The following is a 25,288-nucleotide window of genomic DNA, read 5'->3' as shown; positions in this document are numbered from 1 at the left end:
GGTGGATGACGCCTTACCCATCCACCCACTGCAACGGCGGATGAAAAAGACCTCACCCACCCTGCCCGATTGAGCCAATCCGTGGCCCCGCTTGCATCCGGGCCACGGACATAACAAGAAGATTGCGTTTCCTCACTGACTGCCACTCTACCAACACCAATAATCAAGCACCGGGGAGTCATTCCATGTTCAAGAACCTAAGCCAGCATTTCGGCCAGGATGGCCTCGCCCCCACCGACGCCAGCCACCGCAGCCTCGGCCTCGGTGGCACCATCGCCTTGTGGCTGGGCGCCAACGTCGTGGTCACCACCATCCTCACCGGCATGCTGCTGGTGCCCGACCTGCCGTTCAGCCAGGCCATGCTGATCGTGCTGGTCGGCTCGGGGCTTGGCATTCTGCCGCTGGTACTGGTCGGCCTGATGGGCCAGCGCAGCGGCCTCACCACCATGGTCCTGGCGCGCGGCAGCTATGGCTCGCAGGGCGCCAAGCTGCCCTCGCTGGTCAATCTGCTGACCCTGCTGGCCTGGAGCTGGATCCAGGCACTGCTGGCAGGCATGAGCCTGAACTACGCCGTGGAGCACCTGACCGGCTACTCCAACCTGCCGCTGTTCACCATCCTCTGTGAAACCCTGGTGCTGCTGATCGCCCTGCGCGGCCACCTCGGCATCGAGCGGGTCGAGCGCTGGGCGGCCATCGGCATGCTGTTGCTGGCAGGCGCGGTGTTCTACGTGATGGGGCAGAAGTTCGAGTTCGCCAGCCTTCTGGCCATGCCGGCCGAGCCGCGCAACGACATCACCCCGGGGATCGCCTTCGATATCGTCATCGCCACCGCCTTCTCCTGGATTCCGCTGGCAGCCGACTACAACCGCAACTGCCGCAGCCAGGGCGTGGCCGGTGTCGGCACCTGGGTCGGCTACGTGCTCGCCACCCTGCTGGCCATGGGCCTGGGCGCCACCGTATCGGGCTTCTCGGTGATGACCGGCATGGAACAGACCTACGACCCCGCCGTGCTGCTCGCCGGCTTCGGCTTCGGTCTGCCGGCGGCCATCGTGGTGTTCCTCTCGGTGATGACCACCAACGTCATGTGCGTCTACAGCGCCTCGCTGTCGTACCTCAACATCAGCCCGAAGACCCCGTTCTGGAAACCGGCGCTGTGCATCGGCGTGCTGTCGATCCTCGGCTCGCAGATCCCCGGCATTCTCGACAACTTCCAGAACTTCCTGCTGGTGATCGGCAGTGTGTTCATCCCCGCCTTCGCCGTGCTGATCGCCGACTACTTCCTGATCCACAAGGGCGACTACGCGGTGGACGAACTGCTCAGCGAGGATGGCGGCCGCTACCGTTACCTGGCGGGTTTCAACCCCGCCGCCTTCGTCGCCTACGGCTTCGGCGCCGTGCTGGCCTACTACTGGGGCTGGGTCTCGCCGCTGGCCTGGGGGGCATCGCTGCCGGTGTTCCTGATCACCGCCGCCAGCTATGCCGTGCTGCGCCGCTGGCTGCTGGTACCTCGCACGCAACTGGCGTAGCGTGATGAATGTCGTGGCGGGTTGCACCCGCCCTACTCGTCATACCAACCTGTAGGGCGGGTGCAACCCGCCAACGAGGCACGTTTCCCGCCATGAAAATCGTCAGTCGCGACCGCTGGTTCGAGGTGGAACACCGCCACGATGGCATCTGCCTGATCCACGAGCCCTACGTACGCCCCTTCTACCGCTGCAACATGTGGCACGTACAGGGGCGCGAGCATGATGTGCTGATCGACTCCGGCTCCGGCCTGGTCAGCCTGCGCGAGCAGTTGCCCTGGCTGACCGAGAAGCCGCTGCTGGCGGTGGCCAGTCACTGCCACTTCGACCATATCGCCGGACATCACGAGTTCAGCGAGCGCCTGGTGCATCCGGCCGAGGCGGACATCCTCGCCGCACCGGACGGCGCCAACACGCTGGCCACCGACTTCGTCGGCGACGACATGTTCGAGGCGCATCCGGATTGTCCGCTGTGCTACGCCGAATACCGTGTGCGCGCCGCGCCGGCTACTCGTCTGATCGAGGATGGCGACGTTGTGGATCTGGGCGACAGGGTGTTGCAGGTGCTGCATACGCCCGGTCATTCGCCGGGCGGCATCAGCCTGTGGGAAGCGAAGACGCAGACGCTGTTTTCCGGCGACATCCTCTACGACGGCCCGCTGATCGAGGATGCCTACCATTCCAACCTGGAAGACTATGCACACAGCCTGATGCGCCTGCGCGACCTACCGGTGCGCAGCGTGCATGGCGGGCATTTCGCGAGTTTCTCCGGCGAACGCATGCGCGAGCTGATCGACGCCTGGTTCGACGCCCACCGGCTCGCCTGATGCGCTCGGACGCTGCAATCAGCGGCGCTGACGAGCCTCGCGACGCAGGCGCTCCTGCTCGGCCTCGCTGATGCGAATCGGCTGAGGTTGCGGGATGAGGCCAAGGGCCTGCAGCAAGGTATGCAGTTGTTCTTGCAGCTTGGCGAGCATGGGTACGACCTCCTGCCAAGTAGATGGGAGAGCACGCTGGCGTGCTCTCCTATGAGATTAGGCCTGGCAAGGCGGATTTCAACCAGAGCCGATCAAATCACCGGGCTTTTGCGCCGATAGGGGAACACATCGATCACCTTGCCAGCACGAATCGCGTCCTGCAGTTGCTTCCAGTAGTCGGCGTCATACAGGTTGCCGTGCAGCCTGCTGAACAGCTGGCGCTGCTTGATATCGGCGAACAGGAAGGGCGGAAACTCCTCGGGGAACACATCGTTGGGCGCCACCGAGTACCAGGGTTCGGCGCTCATCTCGTCCTCGGGGAAGCGCGGCGGTGGAATCCTGCGGAAGTTCACCTCGGTGAGAAAGCAGATCTCGTCGTAGTCGTAGAACACCACCCGGCCATGACGGGTCACGCCGAAGTTCTTCAGCAACATGTCGCCGGGGAAGATGTTCGCCGCCGCCAGTTGCTTGATGGCCAGGCCGTAATCGTCCAGTGCCTCGCGCACCTGCGCCTCGCTGGCACTCTCCAGATAGAGATTGAGCGGTGTCATGCGCCGCTCGGTCCAGCAGTGGCGCACCAGCACGCTGTCGCCTTCCAGCACCACGGTCGAGGGTGCCACCTCGAGCAACTCGGCCAGGCACTGCGGCTCGAACTTGGCCCTGGGAAAGCGAAAATCGGCGAATTCCTGGGTATCGGCCATGCGCCCGACACGGTCGACGCTCTTCACCAGGCGATACTTCTCGATCACCGTGTTGCGATCCACCGTCTTGGCGTGGGCGAAGCGGTCCTTGATGATCTTGAACACCGTGTTGAAGCCCGGCAGGGTGAACACGCTCATGACCATGCCGCGCACGCCAGGCGCCATCACGAAGCGGTCGTCGCTGCTGGCCAGGTGGCCGATGAGCGAGCGGTAGAACTCGCTCTTGCCGTGCTTGTAGAAGCCGATCGAGGTGTACAGCTCGGCAATGTGCTTGCCCGGCAGGATGCGCCGCAGGAAACCGATGAAGTCGGCCGGGATGGCGACATCGACCATGAAGTAGCTGCGGGTGAAGGAGAAGATGATCGACACCTCCGCCTCGTCGGTGATCGCCGCATCGACCTGAATGCCCTGCCCTTCGCGATGCAGCAAGGGAATCGCCAGCGGCCATTGCTCGTCGCGGGTGTAGATGCGCCCGACCAGGTAGGCGCCCTTGTTGCGATACAGCACCGAGGAAAACAGCTCGACGCACAGCTCCGGGTCCTTGCAGATCCAGTCCGGCAGGCTCGCCCGCAGTTGCTCCTCCAGGCGCTGCAGGTCACGCGGCAGGTCTTCGTAGGCGGCATCGAAGGCGTAGTCCTCGAAGATCGCCCGCAGCGCCTCGTCCAGTGCCCCGTCTGGCCGGTAGCGGCGGGTCTGCGCGGCGCCCGAGCGGCTGCGCAGCGATGGTCGCGTGGTGTGGATGAACATGCAGCCATCGCTGATCAGGTCATGACTGAACAGGCTGCAGAAGATCGAGTTGAACCAGGTCTCCGCCAGCTCGTCGTCGAGGCGCAGGTCGATCAGCGCGATATAGGCGCTCTTCACCAGCGGCCACTGGCTGGCCTCCAGCAGCGCGGCATCGAAGCCCTGCTGCAGACGCCCGCGGGTCTGCGCCACCTTGTCCTCGTAGAGGTTGATGCGCGCGGCCGAGGCCTGTTGCGCCTCCTGCCACAGCGCCTGCTCGAAGCGGGCACGCGCGCCATCGGTGATCTGGCGGAACTGCTCGCGATAATCGTCGAAGCCATCGAGGATCAGGCGGGCGATCCCGTCGGCCGGCCATTGCTGCCCCATGCGCATACCCTGTCAATGCGGTGAATGAGCCGAGCTTAGCCGACAAACCCGGCCCGGATGCAAGTCGCCATGCCGGCAAGGCGTTTGCCGCTTGCAGCCGGCCAGCTACGGCGCACTTCGAAAGCGCGATGCGGATTGCCAGAACGCCGTCCAGCGGCAACACTCTCGCCCCCACCCCTGCCGGATAATCCATCGTGCGCACCGCCGACCTGCTTCGCCTGCTGCTGCTCGCCGCCATCTGGGGCGCCAGCTTCCTGTTCATGCGGGTCGCCGCCCCCGTGCTGGGCAGCATGCCGACCGCCTTCTTCCGCGCCAGCTTCGGCACCCTGGGACTGCTGGCCCTGCTGTTGCTGCTGCGCACCGACTGGGACTTTCGTGGCAAATTCCGCATCTGCCTGGTGCTGGGAATGATCAACGCCGGCTTGCCATCGGCCATGTACTGCCTGGCGGCGCTGATCCTGCCGGCTGGCTACTCGGCGATCTTCAATGCCACGACACCCCTGATGGGCGTACTGATCGGCGCGCTGTTCTTCCACGAGGGCATCACCCCGAGCAAGGCCGCCGGCGTGTTTCTCGGCCTGCTCGGCGTGGCGGTGCTGACCCGCACCGGCCCGGTCGCCTTCGACATGCAATTGCTGCTGGGTGCGGGGGCCTGCCTGGTGGCCACGACCTGCTACGGCTTCGCCGGCTTCCTCACGCGACGCTGGATCGGCCAGCAAGGCGGCCTGGACAATCGCCTGACCGCCTTCGCCAGCCTGGTCGGGGCCAGCCTGTTCCTGCTGCCGCTGTTCGCCGGCAGCCTCGCGCTGCAGGCACCGGCGAGCTGGGGCGGCATCGAGGTATGGCTGTCCCTGGCCGGTCTCGGCCTGCTCTGCACCGCCTTCGCCTATGTGCTGTATTTCCGTCTGCTCAGCGATATCGGGCCGATCAAGGCCAGCACCACCACCTTCCTGATCCCGCCGTTCGGCGTGCTCTGGGGGGCGCTGCTGCTGGACGAGCCACTGAGCTGGGACTACCTGCCGGGCTGCCTGCTGATCGCACTGGCCCTGTGGCTGGTGGTTCGGCCAACTACTGCCAGGGCCTAGCGTGGCTCGCGCATCAGCGGTCCAGCGCCCGGCAGCTCAGACTACAGGCGTGGAAGCGCCTGAGCGCACAGCCTGAGCGAGCGGATTCGCCCGCATGAAACACCGTGGCCATCAGCACAGGCTGCGCCAATCATCCATGCGCAGCCACGGCAACGGCCCTCGCATGACGCGTTACTGCTGCAGTTCCTGCTCGGTGAACAGGCCGTCGAACAGCATCGAGGTCAGGTAGCGTTCACCGGAGTCCGGCAGGATCACCACGATGGTCTTGCCCTGCATGTCCGGCTTCTGCGCCAGGCGCACGGCAGCCACCATCGCCGCACCGCAGGAGATGCCGCAGAGAATGCCTTCTTCGCGCATCAGGCGCAGGGCCATGGCCTTGGCATCGTCATCGGCGACCTGCTCGACCTGATCGACCATGGCCAGATCGAGGTTCTTCGGCACGAACCCGGCACCGATGCCCTGGATCTTGTGCGGAGCCGGCTTGACCTCGTCACCGGCCAGGGTCTGACTGATGACCGGCGAGCCCACCGGTTCCACCGCCACCGAGAGGATCGGCTTGCCCTGGGTCTGTTTGATGTAGCGCGATACCCCGGTGATGGTGCCCCCCGTACCGACACCGGCCACCAGCACGTCGATGGCGCCGTCGGTGTCCCGCCAGATTTCCGGGCCGGTGGTCTTTTCATGGATGGCCGGGTTGGCCGGGTTCTCGAACTGCTGCGGCAGGTAGTAGTCGGGGTTGGCGGCGGCTAGCTCGTTGGCCTTCTCGATCGCGCCCTTCATGCCCTTGGCCGGTTCGGTCAGCACCAGCTCGGCGCCGAGCGCCTTGAGCACCTTGCGTCGCTCCAGACTCATCGAGGCGGGCATGGTCAGCACCAGCTTGTAGCCGCGCGCCGCCGCGACGAAGGCCAGGCCGATACCGGTGTTGCCGGAAGTCGGCTCGACGATGGTCATGCCCGGCTTGAGCACGCCGCGTTCCTCGGCATCCCAGATCATGTTGGCGCCGATGCGGCACTTGACCGAGTACGCCGGGTTACGTCCTTCGATCTTGGCCAGGATGGTCACGCCTTTCGGGCCCAGGCGGTTGATCATCACCAGCGGCGTATTGCCGATGGCCTGGGCGTTGTCTGCGAAGATACGACTCATGATGGAAGTCCTTGCGGGCAGGAAAAACCCCAAGCCTATGCCGCCGCCCGCTGGCCGTCCAGCAGTCAGACCGAAAGCCGGGTGACCCGCCATTCAGTGACTGAATACTGCGTCTGCGTTCACAGCCACCAAGGCTGCGCGTTATAGTCGCGCTCTGAATTTCTGCTGCGGGCCGCCCCGCGCTATCGCTCCGAGGATTTTCCGATGAAGTTCGAAGGTACCCAGTCCTACGTCGCCACCGACGACCTCAAGCTGGCGGTCAACGCCGCCATCACCTTGCAGCGCCCGTTGCTGGTCAAGGGTGAGCCGGGCACCGGCAAGACCATGCTCGCCGAGCAACTGGCCGAAGCCTTCGGCGCCCGCCTCATCACCTGGCACATCAAGTCGACCACCAAGGCGCATCAGGGCCTCTACGAATACGACGCGGTCAGCCGCCTGCGTGACTCGCAGCTCGACTCCGACAAGGTCCACGACGTTCGCAACTACATCAAGAAAGGCAAGCTGTGGGAGGCGTTCGAGTCCGACGAGCGCGTGATCCTGCTGATCGACGAGATCGACAAGGCCGACATCGAGTTCCCCAACGACCTGTTGCAGGAACTCGACAAGATGGAGTTCTACGTTTACGAGACCGACGAGACGATCAAGGCCAAGCAGCGCCCGATCATCATCATCACCTCGAACAACGAGAAGGAGCTGCCTGACGCCTTCCTGCGTCGCTGCTTCTTCCACTACATTGCCTTCCCCGATCGCGACACCCTGAAAAAGATCGTCGACGTGCACTACCCCAACATCAGCGGCGAGCTGGTGGCCGAAGCGCTGGACGTGTTCTTCGACGTGCGCAAGGTGCCGGGCCTGAAGAAGAAGCCCTCGACCAGCGAACTGGTGGACTGGCTGAAACTGCTGATGGCCGACAACATCGGCGAAGCCGTACTGCGCGAGCGCGATCCGACCAAGGCCATCCCGCCACTGGCCGGCGCCCTGGTGAAGAACGAGCAGGACGTGCAGCTGCTTGAGCGCCTGGCCTTCATGACCCGCCGCGCTTCTCGGTAAACATCGGGCGGCTGCGCGTCGGCCAGCGCCTTTGTAGGGTGGGTTAGCGAAGCGTAACCCACCGCCCAGCCGTCAGGCTGGCAAGCATGATGCCGACGGCATCAACGGTGGGTTACGCCGCTACGCGACTAACCCACCCTACGGATTATCCCGAGGGCACAGACAATGCTGCTCAACCTATTCAACGAAATGCGCGCGGCCAAGGTGCCGGTGTCGGTGCGTGAGTTGCTCGACCTGATCAACGCGCTCAAGCACAACGTCGTGTTCGCCGACATGGACGAGTTCTATTACCTGGCGCGGGCGATCCTGGTGAAGGACGAGCGTCACTTCGACAAGTTCGACCGCGCCTTCGGGGCCTACTTCAAGGGCCTGGAGAACCTCAACGAACACATCGAGGCGATGATCCCCGAAGAGTGGCTGCGCAAGGAATTCGAACGCCTGCTGAGCGACGAGGAAAAAGCGCAGATCCAGAGCCTCGGCGGCCTCGACAAGCTCATCGAGGAGTTCAAGAAGCGCCTCGAAGAGCAGAAGGAAAAGCACGCCGGCGGCAACAAGTGGATCGGTACCGGCGGCACCAGCCCGTTCGGCTCCGGTGGCTACAACCCGGAAGGCATCCGCGTCGGCGATGCCGGCAAGCGCCAGGGCAAGGCCGCCAAGGTGTGGGACCAGCGCGAGTACAAGAACCTCGACGACCAGGTCGAACTGGGTACGCGCAACATCAAGGTGGCCCTGCGCCGCCTGCGCAAGTTCGCCCGCCAGGGTGCGGCCGAAGAGCTGGACCTGGACGGCACCATCGACCACACCGCGAAGGACGGCGGCCTGCTCAACATCCAGATGCGCCCGGAGCGCCGCAACACGGTGAAGCTCCTCCTGCTGCTGGATATCGGCGGCTCGATGGACGCCCACGTCAAGGTCTGCGAGGAGCTGTTCTCGGCGTGCAAGACCGAGTTCAAGCACCTGGAGTACTTCTACTTCCACAACTTCATCTACGAGAGCGTGTGGAAGAACAACATGCGCCGCACCAGCGAACGCACCTCGACCCTGGACCTGCTGCACAAGTACGGCGCCGACTACAAGGTGGTGTTCGTCGGCGATGCGGCCATGGCGCCCTACGAGATCACCCAGGCAGGCGGCAGCGTCGAGCACTGGAACGAGGAAGCCGGCTACGTCTGGATGAAACGCTTCACCGAGAAGTTCAAGAAGATCATCTGGATCAACCCCTACCCCAAGGACACCTGGAACTACACCGCCTCCACCGGCCTGGTACGCGAGCTGATCGAAGAACGCATGTACCCGCTGACCCTGCAGGGCCTGGAAGACGGCATGAAGTACCTGTCCAAATAGCCCGGCCGCAACGAAAACGCCGCGACCCCTTTACAGGTGTCGCGGCGTTTTTCCTTGCCCGGAGTACCTCCGGGCCCGGCGTCGGAATCAGCGCTTGTCGGCATCGTCCGGCTTGTTCAGGTCCATCACCGTCTGCGCCGGTGTCTGCGGCGGTTCCTCCGGCTTGCGCTCGGCAGCCGCAGGCGCGGCCGGGGCGCTCTCCTCCGCGCTCGGCGCAGGGTCTTTCTTGCGCAGGCCCAGGCGCTTGCCCAGCCAGCCGAACAGCACCACCGGGATGAACCAGAACTTCTTCAGCAGCACCAGCAACATGGCCAGCAGGCCGGTCTTGGCCGCCACCTTGCCCGCCACCAGCGCACCCAGGCCGTAGGCCGCAACGGTATCCAGGTCCGGGTTGAACTCGGCGTAACGCTGGCCCGGATTGAATTCGGTAGCCGCCAGCACCGCCGGCACGTTGGCTTCGATTTCCGCCAGCTGGTCCATGTTGGCGACGAAGTTCAGCACCAGCACGCCCTTGCGACCCAGCACACGGATGTTGTAGTTGAGGGTGTTGATGTCGCTGTCGCCGAACTTCAGCTCCTTGGCCCAGTGCAGCTTCTTGCCTTCGGCGTCGTAGCGCGGCTCGGCGGCCCAGCCGACCAGCTGCACCGTCTCGTAGCCGTTTTCCTCGCGCCAAGCGTTGGATTCGCGCATGTCGGACTGCATGTCTTCGAGCATGTCGCCGTAGTCGATATCGGCGGCGTCCTCGTCGGAGACGTAGCCACTGTCCTCGTACTCGACCGTCACGCCCCAGGACTCATCGGCCAGCGGCGAGATACCAGCCGGCAGGATCATCCCCAGTGGCGGCACGTCGTCCGGCGGATTGCCCCAGCCGTCGACCAGCAGGCGCTGGGCATTGTCACTGTCGAGAAACACCAGCGAATCGGGCAGGTTCAGCGTCGCCAGGTCATTGCCCAGCACCACGCGGCCGGTCTTGAACTCCAGGCTGGCGACGAACGCTTCGGGACTGCTCCATTGCCCGTCTTCATCGACTTCGGCAACCGCAGCGGCAGGCTCCGGCTCAGCCGTGGAATCGGCATGGGCAACGGACAGGAAAGGCAGGACGGCAGCCAGCGCGGCTGCCAGGATCGAATCCTTGATCGGCATGGAAACTCCAGAGATACACTGAGGCGATTAAATGTAACGCCGTATTACATTAACACGCGCCACCCGCCGCGCAGGCGAACCAGTGCAAATTTCTGCGCGATGCCAGCCAGGGACAGCCGCCCTGCGCCCGTCTCCGTCCCGCTCAGCGCCAGTGTCGCTGCTGCGTCTGCCGGGTTCGTCCAGCGCCGGACATCCAGCCGAGCGTGAGGATCAGCAACTCGACCAGCCAGGCCAGCAGCAAGGCGCAGACCAGGCCCCAGAGAATCGCCTCCGGGGTGAACAGCACCTGGTAGCGGTACGCCTGCAGCGTCTCCTCGAACAGCCCGCGGTCGGCCCCCGTGGCCAGGTGCCAGGCCTGTTCGTACCAGGCCCCCTGCATGGCCTGCCATTCGCGCTCGAGCAGGGCCGCGCGCTCTACCAGGTGGGCGACGCTCTGCGCATCGCTGCGCATCACCGGGTCGTCACTCACGCGGTAGTGCGCCACCAGCGCGTCCATGTCGCCCTTGAAGAACTTGCTGGCGGTGTCCTGAAAGCCCTTGAGACTCTGTTGCGACTCCAGGCGATGCGCCTCGACGCGCTTGGCGTAATCGTCGACGAACCCCGGTACCTGCACGCCCAGCAGCAGGCCGAAGGCGAACAGCGTCAGCCGCAGATAGCTTCTCAACATGCCTCGTTCCCCTCTCTCAGGCCTTGCCGCTGGCGACGCACTCGCCACGACGCCACAACCGCCACTCGCCCGGTTCGTAGCGTGACCATTGCTCATTGTCGGTCAGCGGTTCGGTGGCGATCACCGTAACCACGTCGTCAGGCGTGGTTTCCGCCTGGAAATCCACCTTCAGGTCGGCATCCTTGAGCTGCGCAGGGCCGAAGGGCGCACGCCGGGTGATGTGCGCCAGCTTGCTCGAACAGAAGCTGAACAGCCAGTCGCCATCGCTGAGCAGGCAGTTGAACACGCCGAGCTGACGATAGCTGGAACAGGCCGCGACCAGCACGGGCAGCAGCACCTCGACCGACACCGGCTCGGGAAAGGCCCGGCGCACACGATTGAGCAGATCGCAGAAGGCCGCTTCGCTGTCGGTATCGCCGACCGGGCGATAGAAGCTGCTGGAGCCGGTGAGCCCCGCCAGCTGGCCATTGTGCGCGAAGCACCAGTTGCGCCCCCACAGCTCGCGGCTGAACGGATGGGTGTTGACCAGGCACACCTTGCCGACGTTGGCCTGGCGAATGTGGCCGATCACCACCTCGCTCTTGATCGGATAGCGCTGCACCAGCTGCGCCACCTCCGACTCGCTGCTCGCCTGCGGGTCCTGGAAGATGCGCAGGCCCCGGCCCTCGTAGAAGCCGATGCCCCAGCCATCGCGATGCGGCCCGGTACGGCCACCGCGCTGCATGAGGCCGGTGAAGCTGAACACGATATCGGTCGGAACGTTGGCGCTCATGCCGAGCAATTCGCACATCGAATCAATTCTCCTTGGCGAGGATCAGGCGCAGGCGATCGGCTTCATCCTGCAGGCGCGCTTCGATGCGCTTGCGCCCCAGCGGCAGAAAACGCGTCAGCAGCCGCCAGAGCAATGCCGGCAGGTCACCCGGCCGGCGTGGAATCAGGTGCAGATGAAGATGGGGGACGTGCTGATTGGCGTCCGGGCCATCGTTGATCAACAGGTTGATGCCCTGGCCACCGTAGCCTGCCTGACGCAGCGCCGCAGCCACCCGCTCGGCCAGGGGCAGCAGGCGCTCAGCGAGCGCAGGCGGCAGATCGCGCAGAAAAGGCGCATGCCGGCGACTGACGATCAACACATGGGCCGGCCGCATGGGGAAGATATCCAGCAGCACGATGAAATCATCGTCTTCGTACAGGCGGTGAGCCGGCAGCCGTCGCTCGGCAATGGCGCAGAACACGCAATCCATCGAGCCTCCCTTGCACTGGGCCAGCCGGCCTTGCGCCTGCAGCGGCAGGCGCAAGGCGGCAGATCAGATACGCGGTTCCAGACGACCGGAACGGTCGTGGCCGTAGTCACGCAGCGGCAGGTCGTCGTCCTCTTCCATCCGCTCGCGCAGCGTACGCGAATCGTTGTCGACCTCGCTCACCTGCTCTTCGCGGCGACCTTGCCACCAGCGTTCGATGGGCCAGCGGATGGCGACGAAGAGCAGGTACAGGGCGAAGGCGATCAGGCCATACAGCGACAGGTCGGCCACCGCACGCCAGGCGTTGTTGCCGACCTTGAGCAACAGGTCCATGGCGGTGACGGCAATCGCCGGGGCGAACAGCTCACGCGCCGGGTCGACGATGGTCGGACTGAACAGCAGCACGGCCACCAGCACCCGCAGCGGCTCACGCGCATAGCGCCACATCCAGGTGGTCATGCGCATCCACACCAGCAGGCAGCCCAGGGCGGCAACACCGTATGCGGCCCAGGCCATGAGGTAGTCGTTTTCGTTCATCATAAGCAGTCGCCGGCGTGGCAGGTGTGGCAAAGGGGCGCTTATGATAACGGCTTTTGCTCGCCCCGGCGCCCCTGTCGGGCACCCAGTTCTGGAGTTTCAGCATGTCCACTGCCCCTCGTGCCCGCCAGGAAGCCGGCACAGATCCCTACCGCTGGCTGGAAAACCGCGACAGCGAGGAGGTGCTGGCCTACCTGCAAGCGGAAAACGCCTACCTGGAAAGCACCCTGGCCCCGCAGCATGCCCTGCGCGAGCAGTTGTTCGAGGAGATCAAGGGGCGCATTCGCGAAACCGATCTGTCGCTGCCCACGCCCTGGGGGGACTATCTCTATTACCAGCGCACCACGGCAGGCGACGAGTACCCGCGCCACTACCGTTGCGCCCGCCCGGCGGGCGCTTCGCTCGAGGTCGACGCGGCCAGCGAGACGCTGCTGCTGGACCCCAACGAACTGGCCGCCGGCGGTTTTCTCTCGGTGGGCGCGTTCAGCATCAGCCCCGACCAGCGGCGCCTGGCCTACAGCCTGGATAGCAGCGGTGACGAAATCTACCGCCTGTTCGTGAAGGAACTCGACAGCGGCGCGATACGCGAGCTGCCCTTCGACGACTGCGACGGCAGTATGACCTGGGCGAACGACAGCCAGACCCTGTTCTTCACCGAACTGGACGACACCCACCGCCCGTACAGGCTGCACCGCCACCGCCTCGGCGATGACGCGGCCGAAGCGGTGTTTGAGGAAACCGACGGTCGCTTCTTCCTGCACTGCTATCGGTCCAGCTCCGAACGTCAGCTGATCCTGCAACTGGGCAGCAAGACCACCAGCGAAGTCTGGGTGCTGGACGCCGACACGCCGCAAGCAGCATTCGCCTGCCTGGCGCCGCGCGAGGAAGGCCACGAGTACGACGCCGACCACGGCATGCTCGACGGCCAGTGGTGCTGGCTGATCCGCAGCAACCAGAGCGGCATCAATTTCGCCCTGTACCGCGCCGCCGAAGACCAGCCGCAACGCCCGCACTGGCAGCAGATTCGCGCGCACGATGCGCAGGTGATGCTCGAGGGCGCGACCCTGAATCAGAGCGCCATCGTCCTCGCCTTGCGCGAAGGCGGCCTGCCCGTGCTCGAGGTGCAGCCGCAGGGAGCGGCCAGCTACCGCGTCGCCCTGCCGGATGCCGCCTACAGCCTCTACGTGCAGGACGGCCTGGAGTTCCACAGCACGGTGATCCGCCTGCGCTACGAGGCCCTCGGCCGCCCTGCCCAGGTACGCCAGCTGGAACTGGCCAGCGGCGAGCAGCAGGTGCTCAAGCAAACGCCGGTGGAAGGTCCGTTCGACGCCGACGCCTACGAGAGCCGCCGCCTCTGGGCCACCGCGGGTGACGGTACATTGGTGCCGATCAGCCTGGTGGCGCGCCGCGAGGTCTTCGCCGCCGGCCAGCCGGCACCGCTCTATCTCTATGGCTACGGCGCCTATGGCGCGAGCCTCGACCCCTGGTTCTCCCACGCCCGCCTGAGCCTGCTGGAGCGCGGCTTCATCTTCGCCATCGCCCACGTGCGCGGCGGCGGCGAGATGGGCGAAGCCTGGTACCGTGCCGGCAAGCTCGAGCACAAGCAGAACACCTTCGACGACTTCATCGCTTGCGCCGAACGCCTGATCGCCGAGGGCCTGACCAGCCCCGCACGCCTGGCGATCAGCGGCGGCAGCGCCGGTGGCCTGCTGATCGGCGCGGTGCTCAACCAGCGCCCAGAGCTGTTCGCCGCCGCCATCGCCGAGGTGCCCTTCGTCGACGTGCTCAACACCATGCTCAACCCGGACCTGCCGCTGACCGTCACCGAGTACGACGAATGGGGCGACCCCAACCAGCCCGAGGTCTTCGCCCGGCTGCAGGGCTATGCCCCCTACGAGAACGTCCGCGCCCAGGCCTACCCGGCCATCCTCGCCGTCGCTGGCTACAACGACAGCCGCGTGCAGTACTGGGAAGCCGCCAAATGGGTGGCCAGGCTGCGCGAGCGCAAGACCGACGACAACCTGCTGCTGCTCAAGACCGACCTGGACGCCGGCCACGGCGGCATGAGCGGTCGCTATCAGGGGATCCGCGACGTGGCGCTTGAGTACGCCTTCCTCTTGCGCGTACTGGATATCCGCTGATGCAGGGCCTGCTGTATCGCTGGCTGTTGCTGATGGGCGCGGGGCACGTGCTGCTGGGCATCGTGCTGGCCTTTGCCGCCCACCTGCCACTGACCCAGGGGTACTTCGACTACCTGCACGCCGCCCGTGGCCTGCCCCTGCCGAGCCCCGAGCAGCAGGTGCCGCTGCGCACCCTGGTTGGCCTGTTCGGGCCCACCGTGGCCAGCTGGGGCCTGCTGTTCTGCGCACTGCTGGTGATCTACCGCCGCCACGGCCTGGGCCTGATCAAACCCGTACTGATCGCCGCCCTGCTGCTGTGGAGCCTGCTCGACAGTGCCTTCTCCATCGCCTTCGGCTTCACCCTGCACGCCTACCTCAACGGCGCGGCCGCTCTGGCCATGGGCATCCCGTTGCTGGCCCTGAAGCCCGCCACCCGGCCACGTCCGCCGGCGCTGACACTGCGCCATGACAGCGGGCGTCGCCTGCGTGTGCTGATCACCGGCGGCAGTGGTTTCATCGGCAGCCCGCTGGCCACCGCGCTGAGCCAGGCCGGCCATGAGGTACTGATCCTGACCCGCGACCTGGCCGGTCTCGGCCAGGTGCGCGGGCGCATCAGTGCGCTGACCGACCTGGCGCAGATCGCCAGCGATGAGCGCATCGACTGCCTGATCAACCTGGCTGGCGAGCCATTGGCCGGGCAACACTGGAACCCTGCGCGCAAGCAACGCTTCCTGAGCAGCCGGCTCGACACCACCGACGCACTGCTGCAACTGGTGCAGCGCCTGGAGCACAAGCCCGAGGTGCTGCTCAGCGGCTCCGCCGTCGGCTACTACGGGCACTGGCAGGACGAGCCGCTCGATGAAGACAGCGAGGCGCACGACGGTTTCTCCCATCGGCTGTGCGCTCAATGGGAGGCCAGGGCCCTGCAGATGCAGGCGCTTGGCCTGCGCGTGTGCCTGCTGCGTATCGGCATCGTCCTGGGTCGCGATGGCGGACCGCTGGCCGAGTTCAAGCGCCCCTTCGAACTGGGTGTGGCCAGCCAGCTGGGCGACGGCCGGCAATGGATGCCCTGGATACACCTGGACGATGTTCTGGATATCTGCAGCTACCTGATGCACACGCCACTCAGCGGCCCGGTCAACCTCACCGCCCCCGAACCGGTCAGCCACCGGGACTTCTGCCAGGCGTTGCAGCGCCAGGTGCCCTGGGCGCGCCTGCGACTGAAGGTGCCGGCCGCGCTGGTACGCCTGCTGCTGGGCGAGATGGCCGACGAAGTCCTGCTCACCGGCCAGCGCGTGGTGCCGGCCCGCCTGCTGCAGAGCGGCTACCGTTTCCGCTACCCGCAGCTGCAACCCGCACTCCAGCAACTGCTCGCCAGGCGCTAGCCGCGCGCAGCGGCGGCCAAGGCTCGGCCAGCGCCCTGAAGCGGGTGCTGGCGCGGCACTCTCTCTGGCGTCAAAGCCCCGCCACACCTGGCCTGCTGCCACTTTTCAGCGACGAACGGTAACAAACCTGACCGTTCGACCAACTCGCCGCGCTGGCGGCGAAATCTGATCTAGGCTGAACGCACGGCGCTTGGCGATGGCCATGAGCCACCCTTTCCTGCTGCCAAGGAAGACCCTGCCATGAAGAGTTGGAAGATACGCACTCACCTGTTGCTACTCGCCGGCGTTCTGCTCACCGCGCTGCTGGCCGTCGGCCTGCTCGGCCTGCATGGCCTCAAGACCACCGTCGGCGGCCTGCAGACCGTCTACCTGGACCGCGTGGTACCGCTGCGCGACCTCAAGCAGATTGCCGACCTCTACGCGGTGAACATCGTCGACGCCACGCAGAAGGCGCGCAGCGGCACCCTCAGCGGCAACGCCGCGCAACAGATGATCGAGCAGGCCCAGCAGCGTATCGCCGAGATCTGGAAAGCCTACCTGGCCACCCAGCTGATCGCCGACGAGCGGCGCCTGATCGACGAGATCACCCCCCTGATGAGCAAGGCACAGCAGCCCCTTGAGCAGCTGCAGAGCCAGCTCATCCGGGGTGACCGGGGCGAGATCGAGCGCTTCGCCAGCAACGACCTGTACCCGTTGATCGACCCGCTGTCGGCCAAGTTTTCCGAGCTGATCGAAGTCCAGCTCGGCGAGGCCAAGCGCCAGTACCTGCTGGGTGAAGCGGCCTACGCCAGGAGCCTGCGCCTGAGCCTGTTGCTGCTGGTGGTCGCGCTGCTGCTGGGCAGCGTGCACGTGCTCTACTTCAGCCGCCTGCTCGGCCGCCAGCTGGGTGCCGAACCCGGTGAGCTGGAGGCGATCAGCGCCCGCATCGCCTCCGGCCGCCTCGACGGCGCGCAGCAGGACGGCGCTGGCAGCAGCGGCGTGATGAAATCGGTGCAGGCGATGCGCCACGGCCTGCACGACGTGATCGGCAACATCGGCGAAGCCTCCGAGGAAATCGAGTGCGCCACCCTGCAACTGGCCGCTTCCTCCGAACAGGTGCTCAACAGCGCCAATATCCAGAGCGACACCGCAGCGGCGATGGCCGCCACGGTCGAGCAACTGGCGGTGAGCATCAACCACATCGCGGAGAGCGCCCAGCACACCCACGACCGCGCCCGCCAGGCCGGCGAGCTGACCGACAGCGGCCTGCAGGTGACCACCCAGGCCATCGAGGAGATCCGCCGCATCGCCTCGCTGGTGACGCAGTGCTCCGGCGATGTCGAGCAACTCGCCGCACAGTCCGGCAACATCGGCGCCATCGTCGACGTGATCCGTGGCATCGCCGAACAGACCAACCTGCTCGCCCTCAACGCCGCCATCGAGGCCGCCCGCGCCGGTGAACAGGGCCGTGGCTTCGCCGTGGTGGCCGACGAGGTGCGCAGCCTGGCCGCGCGCACCGCACAGTCCACCACCGAGATCGTCGCCCTGGTCGAGGCCATCCACAATGGCGTGTGCCAGGCCCGCGACAGCATGTCCGCCACCTGCTCGCGGGTGGACACCGGCCTGCAACTGGTGGAGAACAGCGCCACCACCATGGGCGAGATCCGCGTGGCACTGGACGAGTCGCTGCAGTCGGTGGGGCTCATCGCCACCGCCCTGCAGCAGCAACGCGCCGCCAGCGAACAGGTGGCGCAGAACGTCGAACAGGTCGCGCAGATCGTCGAGGAGAACTCCGCCGCGCAAGGCGGCATCGTCCAGGCCATTCGTGCCTTGCAGGGCATGTCCGAGCGCTTGCAGGGGGTGATGCGCCGCTTCAGTTTCTAGGGCGCCAGCGGGCGGCGCCGGTGAACGCGACGCCGCCCTGCCGGGTTTGCCTGCTGCCCGTCACATCGGCAGGAAGACGGGATTGGCAACGCCGAGCGCAGACGCTAAGGTCGCCAGCTCGTTCTTTCAGCGTGACGCCCCAATGTCCGATACCTCCCACCTGATCGACGCGATCCGCGACATGCTGCTCGACTGCGGCCTGTTCGACACCCTGGATCGCAGCGACGTGCAGACCGCCGCCGGCTACTTCAACCTCAATCGCATCAACGAGGGGACGGCGATCTTCAGCGAAGGCGACGCCGGTACCTTCATGTGCATCCTGGTCCAGGGCAGCGTCTCGATCCGCAAGAGCAATGCCAGCGGCGACGAGGTCGAGGTGACCCGCCTGCGCCGTGGCCGCGCCTTCGGCGAGATGGCCGTGCTCGACGGCGAACGCCGCTCGGCCAGTTGCGTGGCCACCTGCGACTGCGTGCTGCTGTCGCTGGGCAAGGACGCGCTGGACAAGATGCTGCAGGAAAGCCCGAGGACGGCCGCCCAGGTGATCCGCGCCATCGCCGTCGGCATGTCCAGGCGCCTGCGCATGGCCGACGGGCGCCTGGTCAACCAGCCCTAGTCGGTCTTCCGCGTCTCGCTCGCGCCTGGGCTGCGGCGCTCGTTGCCACCCTGCTGATTGCGCTGCAACTGCTGCTGCAGCGACTCCAGCGGCAGGTCCTTCGCCGGTGCGGAGCGCGGCGCCGGCAACAGCGGCGCCAACCCCGAGCGCCCGGCAGGCGTCTGTGCCGGTCTTGCATAAGGCTGGCTGGTGGTGGGCTGCGTCGACGTTTCCGGCATGCGCAGCAGCGGTGCGGATTGCCCCTCGGCCAGGGCCTGCCCCACGAGCAACAGCAGAGTGCCCAGCCAGGGCCTGACATGCTTCATCGAAGACCTCCTGCGCGATGCGCTTTCGTTCTATTCTGGCAACACCCACCCACGAACGTTCCAGTGAAACGACTCATGACCACCAGCAAGCTCGACAAGATTCTCGCCGAGGCCCAGCAGCGCCGCGAAACCAGCTACCGGGAAAAGGCGCTGCGCATGTACCCGCACTTCTGTGGCCGTTGCGGTCGCGAGTTCAGCGGCAAGCGCCTGAGCGAGCTGACCGTGCACCACCGCGACCACAATCACGACAACAACCCGGAAGACGGCTCCAACTGGGAGCTGCTGTGCCTGTACTGCCACGACAACGAGCACCAGCGCCAGGTCGACCTGCACTACCAGAAAGAGGAAGCGGCCAGCGCCGGCTCTGGCAGCAAGGTCACGCACAAGGGCCTGGCCGGCCTGGCGGATCTGCTGAAGAAGTCCTGATCGTCAGAAGAAGCGCGTCACGCTGATCTTGGCATTGCGCCCCTGGCTGTAGGCACCGTCGCCGCTCAGCGCCGGTCGATAGAAGCGGTTGAACAGGTTGTCCACGGTCAGGTTGACCCGCGTGCCCTTGAGCCCCTTCATCGTCGGCGCCCACTCCGCAAACAGCCGGTGGGTGTCGTAGCTGTCGTTGTCGTGCTGATCCCACACGCTCTCGCCGGAGACATCGTAGAAGTCGCTGGGCAAGCGGTCGGTTTTGCGCACGAACTCGCCCTGCCAGCCCATCAGCAGGTCCGCCTCGGGCACCTTCAGGCCCAGCGTCGCGACCCACTTCGCCGGCGGCACGTCGCGGGCCCAGACGTCCGGCCCCCAGGGGTTGCTGTAGGCACCGTCGTGCTTGCCGCTGACCCAGGCATAGGTGAGGCTGCCGAACAGGCGGTCGCTATCGTAGTAGGTCTCCACCTCGAACCCCTTGAGCGTCACGCCTGGCAGGTTGCGGTAGTTGGACAATGGCAGGTATTCGCCGCACTTCGCGGAAATGGAGCCCCCCTCCGCAGCCTGGCGCTCGCAGGCGATGCTGCGCAGCTTGAAGATCTCGTCCTCGATCCGGTGGTGGAACACCGTCGTGCGGACCTGCAGGCTGTCACCCTCGCGCAGCAGGTTGCCGAGGCTGACCACGCTGCCCGCACGCAAGGCGCGGATACGCTCGGCGTCCAGGCCGCGACTGGTTCCGCCGATGGTCGTGCTGTTCTGCAGCTCGTACTGCTCGTCGATCACCGGCGCGCGCCAGGTCCGGGCGTAGTCGGCGAACAGGGCGAACTCGTCGGTGACCCGCCAGAACAGCGACAGGCGCGGCGACCAGCCCGTGTAGGTCTGCGCCCGATAGTCATGCCCGCGCTCGGGGTTGTTGTAGTTCGATGCCAGGTTTTCCTTGCCCTGGTTGCGCACCGTGTCGAAGCGCAATGACGGCGTGATGGTGAGGTCGCCCAGGGTGATCGCGTCCTGCAGGTAGGCACTGCGCGACGTCTGCGAGCCGCGCGGCATGAAGTAAGGCTGGAACCAGCCATAGTTGTACTGCGGACGGTTGTAGGTGGAACCCGGCAGGTACATCAGCACGTCCCGCTTGTGGCCGTGCCAGGCCACCCCTGCGGTCAGCTCGTGGCCGAGTACGCTGGTGTCGAAGCGACTGGTGTTGCGCAGCTCGACGACCCGGTCCTGATAGTCCGTGCGCATCCACTTGCCACCGGTGGCCAGCGAGTAGCTGGCATCCTCGCCGCGCTCGTCGATCTGCTCGGTTTCGGACCAGGAGGCCTTCAGTTCGAGGTCGATCCAGGGGTTGTCCAGCGGCTGGTAGCGATAGCGGCCGGCCCAGGTGGTGTCGGTCACCTTGCGATCGGCCATCAGCCGGCGCATGGCCGCCTCCAGGCTGCCGTAGCGGTCGATGCTGTACTTGCTCGGCAACAGGAAGCTGGCCGCGCTGAAGGGGACGAACTCGTCACTGCGCGAACGCATGAACGTCAGGCCGAAGCTGTGCTCGTCGTTCGGTCGGAAGTTGCCCTTGAGCAAGGCGCCATCGAGTTTCTTGTCGGTGAACGGATAGCGCTGCGGATACTCGTACTCGGGTTCGAGCTGGATGTTCCCGGCCAGCTTCATGTCGCGGCCATCGCGTGTGGTCAGGTAGGCCAGGCCGTCGAAGCGGGCATCCTCGCTGCGGCCGTAGACCGCGCCGCTGTAGAGCTTCTGCTGATCGTTGCTGTGATAGCCATACTTGAGCATGGTGCCCAGGTCACGTCCCTCCTCGAGCAGGTCCGGGGCGTCCTTGGTCTCCATGTGCACGGTACCGCCGAAGCCGCCGTTGCCGGTGAACACCGAATAGGGCCCCTTCTCGACCTCGATGCGCTTGATCAGCTCGGGTTCGATGAACACCGTACCCTGCTGGTAGCGCTCGAAGCCGCTCTTGGACGCGCCGTCGAGGCTGAACGGAACGTCCTCGGCATCACCCAGCCCCCAGATGTTGACCGTCTGCCCACCCTGCTTGGACGACCCGCCCATGCTCACGCCCGGCAGCGTCTGCAGCAGGCTGGGAATGTTCTCCGCCTGCTGACGCTCGATCTCCTTGCGCGTCAGCGTCGAGCGCCCGACGCTGGCCGAGTCGACCTGGCGACCGTCGCCCACGATGCTGACGGAGCCCAGTTCGATGGCGTTGGCCTCGGTCGTCGAGACCGGCATGCGGCGCACCACGAAACTCCCCGCCGCCTCCACCAGCTCCAGGCCGCTGCCGCGCAGCAACTGCCGCAGCGCCTCGACGGGTTCGTAGCGCCCGCGCAGCGCGGGCCCCTGCAGCCCCTGGACCTGATCGCTCTCGAAGAAGATCTGCAGCTGCCCTTGCCGGGCCAGGGCCGTCAGCGCGCTGCCCAGGGGCTGCGCGGCCAGATCGAAATCACGTGGCTGCGCCTGGGCGGTTGCCCCCATCAGGCAACCGATCATCAGGGCGGCACCGGTGCGGGAACGCCACCAGGCACTGGGCGAAATGCGGGTTTTCATGCGGGTCTCCACTGCTTGCAACACCACCACGGCATGAGGTGGTTGGCATGGAAGACGCTTAAATGAAAAATATCCGCATATGAGAATGAAAATATTTTTAATCAGGTGCACTGATGAGCCGAACGCTGCCATCGTCCAGCGGCTCGACCTTCACCGGCAGGAGCACCGGCAAGGCGCTGAGGAAGTCGTCGGGCCGCGCCAGATCGACGCTGCCGGACACCTGCCTGGCGGCCAGCGCGGCATCGCCGAACGACACCGGCGTCGCGCCGTACTGCGACAGCTCATCGAGCAGCTGTGCCAGTGGCCATTGCTGGAAGACCAGCCGCCCGGAACGCCAGCTGGCCACTTCGCCGTCGGCGACCCGCGAGCGCAGCAAGGTGCCCCGGCTGCCGTCGTAGACCGCACGATCCCCTGCCAGCAGCTCGACCAGCGGGGCATCCGCACGTGGCTGCAGGGCGACCCGCCCGCTCTCCACGCTCACGGTCAGCAGCTCGCGGCCACGGCGCACGTCGAAGCGCGTACCGAGCACCTGCACACTCCCCTCCCCGGCCTGCACCCGGAACGGCCGTTGCACATCCCTGGCCACCTCGAAGAACGCCTGCCCCTGCACCAGTTCGACCTCGCGCCGCTCCGCCAGCAGGCGCACCTCCAGGCGCGTGTTGCGATTGAGATGGATACGGCTGCCATCCTCCAGGGTCACCTCGCGGGGCGTCTGCGGCCCACTGACCAGGGTGAGCGCCCCATCCGGCGAGACATCCAGCCAGGCCGGCAGCAGCGCCAGCAGCACCAGGCAGGCGGCTGCCGCCAGCGAACGCCAGCGCCGCCGGGGCGCCGGGCGTTCAGCCGGAATCGGCGGCCTGGGTAGTTGGGCCATGTCCTGCCAGAGCAGCTGCAGGTCGGCGTACGCCTCGGCATGGGCGGGGTCGGCCGCCAGCCAGGCCTGCAGGTCGGCTTCGTCGTGGGCGCCGAAGGCATCGCCATGGCACCGGGCGAACCAGAGGGCGGCCTGCTCGTCAGGCGACGTCGGGTCGACTCGATGCTCGCTCATTGCTCATCCTTCCCTGTGTCAGGCGTCAGTTGCTGCCGGCAATGCAGCAGGGCGGCGGCGATGTGTTTTTCCACCATGCTCAGCGAGATGCCCATGCGCTCAGCCACCTGGCTCTGCGACAGGCCCTCGAAGCGGTGCAGGATCAGCGCCTCGCGCCGTCGCGGTGGCAGGCCCTCCAGGGCACGGGCCAGCTGTCGCAGGCGCTGCTGCTGGTCGAGGCGCTCCAGTGGACTCGCTTGCGTGGCGGCGGTATCCGCGATCGCTTCCAGCGGCTCGCGTTGGCCCTGGCGCTGCTGGCGACGCCAGTGGTCACGCAGCAGGTTGCGCGCGATGTGAAAGAGAAAGGCGCGCGGCTGCTCGACGCCACCGCGATCCCGCCAGCCCAGCCACTGGGCGAATGCGTCCTGAGCCAGATCGGCGGCATCGGCCTGGCTTTCCAGGCGCTTGCGGAAGAAGCGCGTCAGTTCCGTGTGGACGCTGCGGTAGACCGACGAGAAGGTGCCGCGAAACTGCTCATCCACGGGCGGCACCAGCGGGCGCGGTGCAACAGACTGCCTGCACGAGGCCCCCTAACTGCATGAGGCGCCCGAAGGCGCCAATTAATGATAATAACTATCATTTAATAGCAGTTATCGTATGCAGGTCAACTCAACGCAACAGGCGCGTATCCAGCGTCTTCGACGGACCACCGATGACATTCTCGGTGATGTCGATGAAATCCTGGGTACTGACCCGGTCCAGGCGCATGAGCCCGCGGGTCACGTCGTCCAGTGACAGGTTGCCCTTGTCCTTGGTCTTCTGCCGAATCTCGCGATCCAGTTCCTGCAGCAGCAGCACCGCACGCGCCGTCACCGGCCCGGTGGCGTGATCGGTACGCAGGCTGTTGACCGGCTTGCTCCAGTCGATCAGCTGCTCGCGGATCTTCTGGTAACGCTCCTCGCTGATGCCGCCCGCGCGGCGCACCAGTTCGATGGCGTAGTACTCGGCCAGGCCCTCGGCGATCCAGTCGCTGCGCTCGCGCCCGTAGATGCGCCCGAAGACATGCACCAGCTCGTGCACCAGGGAGCTGGTGCCGTTCTCGCTGACCAGCGGACGATCGGCGTGCATGTAGTAGGAATTGGCCGCCGACAGGCCGCCACGCCACATCGGATCGCCGGCCCCGACGATCAGCAGCTTGTTCGGATCACGCGGGAATACCTGCTGCAACTGCGGCCAGACGAAGGTGAGGAAGGTCATGATATCCATGCGCCGCATGCCCTCGCCCACCGGCGCGGAGATGGCGACTTCGGTATCGCCCAGGCGCGTGCGCCGGGTACCGAGCTTGCCGGCGAGCATCCAGCCAGTCGGGCGGTCGAACTTGCGCTGCGCATTGTCGACGCGAAAACGGTTCTTGCCGATGCGTGGCCAGCCGGTTTCCACGCTTTTCCAGCCCTTGGGCAGGTCGAACTGCAGGCGCGACACCAGTTCGGTCTTGTCCTGCTGATCGAGCTTGGCCGCCGGCACCAGGTCGTCGCCACGCAGCAGCACCCAGTCCTTGGTCATCCGCGCGTCATAGCGCCCCGACTTGCGTTCATGGTCGATCTGCACCCGGTAGCTGAGCACGCTCTTGCCCTTGCCCGGCTGCCACTTGCCGCGCCCGGCGACCTCCTGTGACCACTGGCCGTCGGTCTCGAAGTCGCTGTAGCGCCCGTCGTCACCCAGGTTGAAATCCAGGCTGCGGACGCGCTCCCCCTTCTCCAGGGTGATGCTGACCTCGGCCTGATCGCTGTCCGGCAGGAAGCGCACGCGATAATCCAGATCGACCTTCTGGGTCGCGGCGAAGGCCGGCAGGCTCAGAAGCAGCAGAGACGATAACAACGGCAAGCGAAGGGACATCGAGCAACACTCCTGGTGCGGGAACTGGCGGCATATGACCGCGACGCCCCGGGGCAATTCCATGGGCGCCCGACAGATTTGCCACGAAGTGGCGAGGCAATCAACCCGCGCGGAAGATCAGGTGCTCTTCCCAGTCGTCCTCGGCGACGCTGTTCTCGCTGAGCATGCGTCCAGCCTGGGAGATGCGCTCGATATGCACCGCCTCCGGGTCACCGCATACCAGGTGATGCCACAGGGGCAGGTCCTTGCCCTCGCTGACCAGGCGATAGGCGCAGGTCGGTGGCAGCCACTGGAACTGGTCGGCCTGCGCCGGCGTGAGCTGGATGCAATCGGGCACGTGCTTGACCCGATTGGCGTAGTCGCTGCAACGGCAGGTCTGCAGATCCAGCAGCTTGCAGGCGATGCGCGTGTAGTAGACGGCGCCGTCGTCTTCATCCTCGAGTTTCTGCAGGCAGCACAGGCCGCAACCGTCGCACAGCGATTCCCACTCGTCCTGGTCGAGTTGGGCGAGGGTCTTGCGTTTCCAGAAGGGTTCGACTTTGGCGGCCATGACGGCAGTATGGACTCGGCGGAGAAAAGCGCGGCAGTCTAGCT

Annotated in this window: 24 protein-coding genes; 10 read left to right on the top strand and 14 right to left on the bottom strand. The window is 65.9% G+C overall.

What is annotated here, in order from left to right; all coding sequences use genetic code 11:
* Nucleotides 1–185: 185 nt before the first annotated feature.
* Both EWH21_RS10440 and EWH21_RS10435 read left to right on the top strand, forming a co-directional pair.
* A complete protein-coding gene (locus tag EWH21_RS10440; protein WP_037053449.1) occupies nucleotides 186–1,526 on the top strand; it encodes a cytosine permease in 1,341 nt (446 codons plus the stop codon).
* A 92-nt stretch (nucleotides 1,527–1,618) separates the two neighbouring features.
* On the top strand, nucleotides 1,619–2,350 hold the full coding sequence (locus EWH21_RS10435; protein WP_150609172.1) for an MBL fold metallo-hydrolase: 732 nt from the start codon (nucleotides 1,619–1,621) through the stop codon (nucleotides 2,348–2,350).
* Between the two features lie 18 nt (nucleotides 2,351–2,368).
* Here EWH21_RS10435 and EWH21_RS10430 read toward each other — a convergent pair whose 3' ends face one another.
* Both EWH21_RS10430 and aceK read right to left on the bottom strand, forming a co-directional pair.
* Nucleotides 2,369–2,500: a PA1414 family protein gene (locus EWH21_RS10430; protein ID WP_256663112.1), complete on the bottom strand. Its 132-nt coding sequence runs from the start codon at nucleotides 2,498–2,500 to the stop codon at nucleotides 2,369–2,371.
* A 92-nt stretch (nucleotides 2,501–2,592) separates the two neighbouring features.
* A complete protein-coding gene (aceK, locus tag EWH21_RS10425) occupies nucleotides 2,593–4,311 on the bottom strand; it encodes a bifunctional isocitrate dehydrogenase kinase/phosphatase (RefSeq protein WP_277700452.1) in 1,719 nt (572 codons plus the stop codon).
* Between the two features lie 194 nt (nucleotides 4,312–4,505).
* Between aceK and EWH21_RS10420 the strand changes: the two genes are divergently transcribed.
* The gene (locus tag EWH21_RS10420) at nucleotides 4,506–5,396 is read left to right on the top strand and encodes a DMT family transporter (RefSeq protein WP_047586597.1); all 891 of its coding nucleotides are present in this window, start codon (nucleotides 4,506–4,508) and stop codon (nucleotides 5,394–5,396) included.
* Nucleotides 5,397–5,567: 171 nt separating this feature from the next.
* Here EWH21_RS10420 and cysK read toward each other — a convergent pair whose 3' ends face one another.
* Nucleotides 5,568–6,539, bottom strand: a complete 972-nt coding sequence (gene cysK / locus EWH21_RS10415; protein ID WP_037053461.1) for a cysteine synthase A — start codon at nucleotides 6,537–6,539, stop codon at nucleotides 5,568–5,570.
* A 204-nt stretch (nucleotides 6,540–6,743) separates the two neighbouring features.
* On the opposite strand from cysK, the gene EWH21_RS10410 reads away from it, so the two are divergent.
* Entirely contained in the window at nucleotides 6,744–7,589 is an 846-nt protein-coding gene (locus EWH21_RS10410) for a MoxR family ATPase (RefSeq protein ID WP_277700451.1), read from the top strand.
* A gap of 165 nt (nucleotides 7,590–7,754) precedes the next feature.
* Nucleotides 7,755–8,933, top strand: a complete 1,179-nt coding sequence (locus tag EWH21_RS10405; RefSeq protein ID WP_037053464.1) for a VWA domain-containing protein — start codon at nucleotides 7,755–7,757, stop codon at nucleotides 8,931–8,933.
* Nucleotides 8,934–9,020: 87 nt separating this feature from the next.
* Here EWH21_RS10405 and EWH21_RS10400 read toward each other — a convergent pair whose 3' ends face one another.
* The 5 genes from EWH21_RS10400 to EWH21_RS10380 form a co-directional block, all read right to left on the bottom strand.
* On the bottom strand, nucleotides 9,021–10,076 hold the full coding sequence (locus EWH21_RS10400) for a DUF2167 domain-containing protein (RefSeq protein ID WP_277700450.1): 1,056 nt from the start codon (nucleotides 10,074–10,076) through the stop codon (nucleotides 9,021–9,023).
* 142 nt (nucleotides 10,077–10,218) lie between these two features.
* Nucleotides 10,219–10,743: a DUF2937 family protein gene (locus EWH21_RS10395; protein WP_134677975.1), complete on the bottom strand. Its 525-nt coding sequence runs from the start codon at nucleotides 10,741–10,743 to the stop codon at nucleotides 10,219–10,221.
* Between the two features lie 16 nt (nucleotides 10,744–10,759).
* Complete coding sequence (locus EWH21_RS10390) at nucleotides 10,760–11,533, bottom strand: class II glutamine amidotransferase (protein ID WP_037053469.1); 774 nt, start codon at nucleotides 11,531–11,533, stop codon at nucleotides 10,760–10,762.
* 4 nt (nucleotides 11,534–11,537) lie between these two features.
* A complete protein-coding gene (locus EWH21_RS10385) occupies nucleotides 11,538–11,984 on the bottom strand; it encodes an HIT family protein (RefSeq protein ID WP_179553947.1) in 447 nt (148 codons plus the stop codon).
* A gap of 63 nt (nucleotides 11,985–12,047) precedes the next feature.
* Nucleotides 12,048–12,521, bottom strand: coding sequence for a hypothetical protein (locus EWH21_RS10380; protein ID WP_047586607.1), 474 nt, complete (start codon nucleotides 12,519–12,521; stop codon nucleotides 12,048–12,050).
* Nucleotides 12,522–12,622: 101 nt separating this feature from the next.
* On the opposite strand from EWH21_RS10380, the gene EWH21_RS10375 reads away from it, so the two are divergent.
* The 4 genes from EWH21_RS10375 (at nucleotide 12,623) to EWH21_RS10360 (ending at nucleotide 18,499) form a co-directional block, all read left to right on the top strand.
* Nucleotides 12,623–14,659 carry a S9 family peptidase gene (locus EWH21_RS10375; protein ID WP_277700449.1) on the top strand — a complete coding sequence of 679 codons (2,037 nt, stop codon included), beginning with the start codon at nucleotides 12,623–12,625 and terminating at the stop codon, nucleotides 14,657–14,659.
* On the top strand, nucleotides 14,659–16,023 hold the full coding sequence (locus EWH21_RS10370) for a TIGR01777 family oxidoreductase (RefSeq protein ID WP_277700448.1): 1,365 nt from the start codon (nucleotides 14,659–14,661) through the stop codon (nucleotides 16,021–16,023). The genes EWH21_RS10375 and EWH21_RS10370 overlap by 1 nt, the downstream gene beginning before the upstream one ends.
* A 240-nt stretch (nucleotides 16,024–16,263) precedes the next feature.
* Nucleotides 16,264–17,886 carry a methyl-accepting chemotaxis protein gene (locus tag EWH21_RS10365; protein ID WP_277700447.1) on the top strand — a complete coding sequence of 541 codons (1,623 nt, stop codon included), beginning with the start codon at nucleotides 16,264–16,266 and terminating at the stop codon, nucleotides 17,884–17,886.
* Between the two features lie 142 nt (nucleotides 17,887–18,028).
* Entirely contained in the window at nucleotides 18,029–18,499 is a 471-nt protein-coding gene (locus EWH21_RS10360; protein ID WP_037053474.1) for a cyclic nucleotide-binding domain-containing protein, read from the top strand.
* Here the strand turns inward: EWH21_RS10360 and EWH21_RS10355 are convergent.
* Nucleotides 18,496–18,804 (bottom strand): hypothetical protein, encoded by a 309-nt coding sequence (locus EWH21_RS10355; protein ID WP_277700446.1) that lies wholly within the window; start codon nucleotides 18,802–18,804, stop codon nucleotides 18,496–18,498. The two genes, EWH21_RS10360 and EWH21_RS10355, sit on opposite strands and share 4 nt — an antisense overlap.
* A 75-nt stretch (nucleotides 18,805–18,879) precedes the next feature.
* On the opposite strand from EWH21_RS10355, the gene EWH21_RS10350 reads away from it, so the two are divergent.
* Nucleotides 18,880–19,230, top strand: a complete 351-nt coding sequence (locus EWH21_RS10350; RefSeq protein ID WP_037053485.1) for a YajD family HNH nuclease — start codon at nucleotides 18,880–18,882, stop codon at nucleotides 19,228–19,230.
* Between the two features lie 3 nt (nucleotides 19,231–19,233).
* On the opposite strand, the gene EWH21_RS10345 is transcribed toward EWH21_RS10350, so the two are convergent.
* The 5 genes from EWH21_RS10345 to EWH21_RS10325 all read right to left on the bottom strand — a co-directional run bounded on the left by EWH21_RS10345 (nucleotide 19,234) and on the right by EWH21_RS10325 (nucleotide 25,244).
* Complete coding sequence (locus tag EWH21_RS10345; protein ID WP_277700604.1) at nucleotides 19,234–21,714, bottom strand: TonB-dependent receptor; 2,481 nt, start codon at nucleotides 21,712–21,714, stop codon at nucleotides 19,234–19,236.
* 154 nt (nucleotides 21,715–21,868) lie between these two features.
* The gene (locus EWH21_RS10340) at nucleotides 21,869–22,819 is read right to left on the bottom strand and encodes a FecR domain-containing protein (RefSeq protein WP_277700445.1); all 951 of its coding nucleotides are present in this window, start codon (nucleotides 22,817–22,819) and stop codon (nucleotides 21,869–21,871) included.
* The gene (locus tag EWH21_RS10335; RefSeq protein WP_277700444.1) at nucleotides 22,816–23,340 is read right to left on the bottom strand and encodes a sigma-70 family RNA polymerase sigma factor; all 525 of its coding nucleotides are present in this window, start codon (nucleotides 23,338–23,340) and stop codon (nucleotides 22,816–22,818) included. Before EWH21_RS10335 ends, EWH21_RS10340 begins: the two co-directional genes overlap by 4 nt.
* 127 nt (nucleotides 23,341–23,467) lie before the next feature.
* Nucleotides 23,468–24,694 (bottom strand): hypothetical protein, encoded by a 1,227-nt coding sequence (locus EWH21_RS10330; protein WP_047589726.1) that lies wholly within the window; start codon nucleotides 24,692–24,694, stop codon nucleotides 23,468–23,470.
* Between the two features lie 100 nt (nucleotides 24,695–24,794).
* Nucleotides 24,795–25,244 carry a YcgN family cysteine cluster protein gene (locus EWH21_RS10325; protein ID WP_175253573.1) on the bottom strand — a complete coding sequence of 150 codons (450 nt, stop codon included), beginning with the start codon at nucleotides 25,242–25,244 and terminating at the stop codon, nucleotides 24,795–24,797.
* Nucleotides 25,245–25,288 lie beyond the last annotated feature (44 nt).

Origin of the sequence: Pseudomonas sp. REST10, from assembly GCF_029542605.1 — a bacterium.
GTDB classification, from domain to species: domain Bacteria; phylum Pseudomonadota; class Gammaproteobacteria; order Pseudomonadales; family Pseudomonadaceae; genus Aquipseudomonas; species Aquipseudomonas khazarica.
Note: the sequence above shows the minus strand (reverse complement) of the source record. Positions and strands in the feature narration are given on the sequence as shown.

Excerpts from the sequence above, each read along its gene's own strand:
- EWH21_RS10440 (WP_037053449.1), top strand. The coding sequence starts at position 186 with ATGTTCAAGAACCTAAGCCAGCATTTCGGCCAGGATGGCCTCGCCCCC.
- EWH21_RS10435 (WP_150609172.1), top strand. The coding sequence starts at position 1,619 with ATGAAAATCGTCAGTCGCGACCGCTGGTTCGAGGTGGAACACCGCCAC.
- EWH21_RS10430 (WP_256663112.1), bottom strand. The coding sequence starts at position 2,500 with ATGCTCGCCAAGCTGCAAGAACAACTGCATACCTTGCTGCAGGCCCTT.
- aceK (WP_277700452.1), bottom strand. The coding sequence starts at position 4,311 with ATGGGGCAGCAATGGCCGGCCGACGGGATCGCCCGCCTGATCCTCGAT.
- cysK (WP_037053461.1), bottom strand. The coding sequence starts at position 6,539 with ATGAGTCGTATCTTCGCAGACAACGCCCAGGCCATCGGCAATACGCCG.
- EWH21_RS10410 (WP_277700451.1), top strand. The coding sequence starts at position 6,744 with ATGAAGTTCGAAGGTACCCAGTCCTACGTCGCCACCGACGACCTCAAG.
- EWH21_RS10405 (WP_037053464.1), top strand. The coding sequence starts at position 7,755 with ATGCTGCTCAACCTATTCAACGAAATGCGCGCGGCCAAGGTGCCGGTG.
- EWH21_RS10400 (WP_277700450.1), bottom strand. The coding sequence starts at position 10,076 with ATGCCGATCAAGGATTCGATCCTGGCAGCCGCGCTGGCTGCCGTCCTG.
- EWH21_RS10395 (WP_134677975.1), bottom strand. The coding sequence starts at position 10,743 with ATGTTGAGAAGCTATCTGCGGCTGACGCTGTTCGCCTTCGGCCTGCTG.
- EWH21_RS10390 (WP_037053469.1), bottom strand. The coding sequence starts at position 11,533 with ATGTGCGAATTGCTCGGCATGAGCGCCAACGTTCCGACCGATATCGTG.
- EWH21_RS10385 (WP_179553947.1), bottom strand. The coding sequence starts at position 11,984 with ATGGATTGCGTGTTCTGCGCCATTGCCGAGCGACGGCTGCCGGCTCAC.
- EWH21_RS10380 (WP_047586607.1), bottom strand. The coding sequence starts at position 12,521 with ATGATGAACGAAAACGACTACCTCATGGCCTGGGCCGCATACGGTGTT.
- EWH21_RS10375 (WP_277700449.1), top strand. The coding sequence starts at position 12,623 with ATGTCCACTGCCCCTCGTGCCCGCCAGGAAGCCGGCACAGATCCCTAC.
- EWH21_RS10370 (WP_277700448.1), top strand. The coding sequence starts at position 14,659 with ATGCAGGGCCTGCTGTATCGCTGGCTGTTGCTGATGGGCGCGGGGCAC.
- EWH21_RS10365 (WP_277700447.1), top strand. The coding sequence starts at position 16,264 with ATGAAGAGTTGGAAGATACGCACTCACCTGTTGCTACTCGCCGGCGTT.
- EWH21_RS10360 (WP_037053474.1), top strand. The coding sequence starts at position 18,029 with ATGTCCGATACCTCCCACCTGATCGACGCGATCCGCGACATGCTGCTC.
- EWH21_RS10355 (WP_277700446.1), bottom strand. The coding sequence starts at position 18,804 with ATGAAGCATGTCAGGCCCTGGCTGGGCACTCTGCTGTTGCTCGTGGGG.
- EWH21_RS10350 (WP_037053485.1), top strand. The coding sequence starts at position 18,880 with ATGACCACCAGCAAGCTCGACAAGATTCTCGCCGAGGCCCAGCAGCGC.
- EWH21_RS10345 (WP_277700604.1), bottom strand. The coding sequence starts at position 21,714 with ATGATCGGTTGCCTGATGGGGGCAACCGCCCAGGCGCAGCCACGTGAT.
- EWH21_RS10340 (WP_277700445.1), bottom strand. The coding sequence starts at position 22,819 with ATGAGCGAGCATCGAGTCGACCCGACGTCGCCTGACGAGCAGGCCGCC.
- EWH21_RS10330 (WP_047589726.1), bottom strand. The coding sequence starts at position 24,694 with ATGTCCCTTCGCTTGCCGTTGTTATCGTCTCTGCTGCTTCTGAGCCTG.
- EWH21_RS10325 (WP_175253573.1), bottom strand. The coding sequence starts at position 25,244 with ATGGCCGCCAAAGTCGAACCCTTCTGGAAACGCAAGACCCTCGCCCAA.